General features: G+C 73.0%; 4 protein-coding genes. 2 read left to right on the top strand and 2 right to left on the bottom strand.

Annotation, left to right across the window (positions count from 1 at the left end; genetic code table 11):
* Nucleotides 1-6: 6 nt before the first annotated feature.
* Nucleotides 7-714, bottom strand: a complete 708-nt coding sequence (locus ACYVE9_RS20945) for an ABC transporter permease (protein WP_461029431.1) — start codon at nt 712-714, stop codon at nt 7-9.
* A gap of 2 nt (nt 715-716) precedes the next feature.
* Nucleotides 717-1,400 carry an ABC transporter permease gene (locus ACYVE9_RS20950; RefSeq protein ID WP_461029432.1) on the bottom strand — a complete coding sequence of 228 codons (684 nt, stop codon included), beginning with the start codon at nt 1,398-1,400 and terminating at the stop codon, nt 717-719.
* Between the two features lie 41 nt (nt 1,401-1,441).
* Between ACYVE9_RS20950 and ACYVE9_RS20955 the strand changes: the two genes are divergently transcribed.
* Together ACYVE9_RS20955 and ACYVE9_RS20960 are read left to right on the top strand one after the other, a co-directional pair.
* Complete coding sequence (locus tag ACYVE9_RS20955; RefSeq protein WP_461029433.1) at nt 1,442-2,608, top strand: betaine/proline/choline family ABC transporter ATP-binding protein; 1,167 nt, start codon at nt 1,442-1,444, stop codon at nt 2,606-2,608.
* 96 nt (nt 2,609-2,704) lie between these two features.
* The coding region (locus ACYVE9_RS20960) for a methylated-DNA--[protein]-cysteine S-methyltransferase (protein WP_461029434.1) at nt 2,705-3,034 on the top strand (330 nt) is incomplete at its 3' end.

A 3,034-nucleotide genomic window follows, 5' to 3' on the forward strand; every position in this document is an offset into this window, starting at 1 on the left:
GGCCCGTCACGCGGCGACCCGGCTGGGCACGGGTGCGGTGGGCGCCGGGGCGCGGCGGCGCATGGGGTCGAGGACGCGGGCGGCGAGCACCAGCACGGCCTCCACCAGCAGGGCGAGCACGGCGACCAGGATGGCGCCGGCCACCACCTGCGGGGTGTTGTAGGTGTTAAAGCCGGCGGTGATGATGCGGCCCAGTCCGCCGCCGCCCGCGATGGCCGCCAGCGTCGCCGTCGCCACCACCTGGACGGCGGCGGACCGGACGCCGGTCATGATCAGCGGGAAGGCCAGCGGCAGCTCGACCCGGGCCAGCAGCTGCCACCCGGACATTCCCATGCCGCGGGCGGCCTCCACCACGTCCCGGTCCGCCTCCCGCATGCCGACGTAGGCGTTGGTGAGCAGCGGCGGCACCGCGAACAGCACGAGGGCGATCACCGTGGGCAGGACGCCGTAGCTGCCGAGCGGGCTGAGCGTCAGCAGCACCAGCACCGCGAGCGTCGGCACGGCCCGCCCCACGTTGGAGAGGTTCACCGCGAGCGCTCCGCCGCGTCCCAGGTGGCCCAGCCACAGCGCGACGGGCAGGGCCAGCAGGCAGGCCAGGGCGAGGCACACCACGGTCAGGAAGACGTGCTCGCCCAGGCGTTGCCACACCCCGCCGGTTCCCGCCCAGTTGCCGGCGGTGGTCAGCCACGTCCAGGCGTCGGTGATCGCTCCCACGGTCAGGCCGCCTTTCCCGTGCGTGCCCTGGCCCAGGGCGTCAGCAGTCGCTGGAGGCCGAGCAGGGCGACGTCCGCGAGCACTGCCAGCACCACACAGATCACCGAGGCGGTCAGCACCTGGGCCTTGAACACGCTGTCCAGACCGGCGAAGAGCAGGTTGCCCAGCCCGCCGAAGTCGATGATGCCGCCGACGGTGGTCATCGCCACCGTGGAGACGGTCGCGATGCGCACGCCGGCCATCAGGGCGGGCAGCGACAGCGGCAGTTCCACGGTGAGCAGCAGCCGCAGCGGGCCGTAGCCCATGCCGCGGGCGGCTTCGCGGACGTCCTCGGGCACGCCTTCGAGCCCGGCGAGGATGTTGCGCACCAGCACCGTCAGCGAGTACAGCACCAGTCCGGTGACGACGACCGCGACGGACACCCCGATGAGCGGCACCAGCAGGGCGAACATGGCCAATGACGGGATGGTGTAGAGGATCGTCGTCACCCCGAGCACCGGTCCGGCGGCGGCCCGCCAGCGGCGGGCGGCGACGGCCAGCGGCAGCGCGACGAGCAGCCCGATGGTGACCGACGCGACGGTGATCCCGATGTGCTGCGTCGTCGCGTCGACCAGTTCCTGGCTCCGGGTGCGGACATACTCACCGCAGATCCACTCGTTCGCGGCCAGGCACCCAGTCGAAGTCACGTACGGGACTGTAACGCGGGTGGCTGACAGAATGAGGCAGCATGATCCGTTTCGAGGGTGTGACCAAACGCTACGCCGACGGCACCACCGCCGTCGACGACCTGTCCTTCGAGGTGGCCGAGGGCGAGTTGGTCACCCTGGTCGGGCCGTCCGGGTGCGGCAAGACGACCACCATGAAGATGGTCAACCGGCTGATCGAGCCGAGCGAGGGCCGCATCCTGCTCGCCGGTGAGGACATCGCCACGGTGGATCCGGTGACGTTGCGCCGCCGCATCGGCTACGTCATCCAGCAGGTGGGGCTGTTCCCGCACAAGACGGTGCTGGACAACACCGCGACGGTGCCGCTGCTGCTGGGCGGGTCGCGGGCCGAGTCCCGCAAGCGGGCCGCCGAGCTGCTCGACCTGGTCGGCCTGGACCCGGCGGTGTTCGGTGGCCGCTACCCCGACCAGCTCTCCGGCGGGCAGCGGCAACGGGTCGGGGTGGCCCGCGCGCTGGCCGCCGACCCGCCGGTGCTGCTGATGGACGAGCCGTTCGGCGCCGTCGACCCGGTGGTGCGCGAACACCTCCAGACGGAGTTCCTGCGCCTCCAGGCCGAGGTGCGCAAGACGGTCCTGTTCGTCACCCACGACATCGAGGAGGCCGTGCGGCTCGGCGACCGGATAGCGGTCTACGGGCACGGCCGGATCGAGCAGTTCGACCCGCCGAGCAAGGTGCTGGGCGCCCCGGCCACCCCGTACGTGGCGGACTTCGTCGGCGCGGACCGGGGCTTGAAGCGGCTGTCGGTGACACCGATCGAGCGGGAGGACCTGGAGCAGCCGCCGGTGGTGCGGCTCGACGACCGGCCCGAGCGGGCCGCGGAGCGCATGCGGGCGGACGGCGCCCGCTGGGCGGTCGTGCTGGACGACGCCGGGGACCTGCACGGCTGGGTGGCCGCCGACGCGGTGTCCCGGCCGGGCGCCGACGGAACGACGGTACGCGGCCACGCCCGCCGGATGGAGGCCTGGTTGCCGCTGGGCGCGCCGCTCAAGCAGGCGTTCAGCACGATGCTCCAGCACGACGCGGGCTGGATCGCTGTCCTGGACGGCGACCGGTTCGAGGGCGTGCTGACCCCCGCGAAGCTGCACGAGGCGCTGCGCCGGTCCATCGACGCGGACCAGCAGGGTGTGCCCCGCGCGCAGTCCGCGGTGGAGACCGTCGCCGACGCCTGAGCGCGGGGACGGCCGCCGGTGGCGGTGCTGGTGGTGATGGTGGTGATGTCGTTTTTCCGCCGGTGCCGGGCCCGGTCCCGGGCGCAGACTGGCGGCATGCACACCGACATCCGACGTCTGCACACCGTGCTGGACAGCCCGTTGGGGCCGCTCACGCTGGTCGCCGAGGACGGCGAGCTGTGCGGCCTGTACATGACCGCGCAGCGCCACCGGCCCGCCGACAGCACGTTCGGCACCGCCGATCCGGAGCCCTTCGCCGAAACCGCCGAGCAGCTCCGGCAGTACTTCGCGGGCACCCGCACCGGGTTCACCGTCCCGCTGCGCCCGCACGGCACGCCGTTCCAGCGCACGGTGTGGGCCGCGCTGCGCGACATCCCGCACGGCCGCACGATCTCCTACCGGGAGCTGGCCGCTCGCGTCGGGCGG

It is taken from the genome of Streptomyces sparsus, from assembly GCF_054776295.1.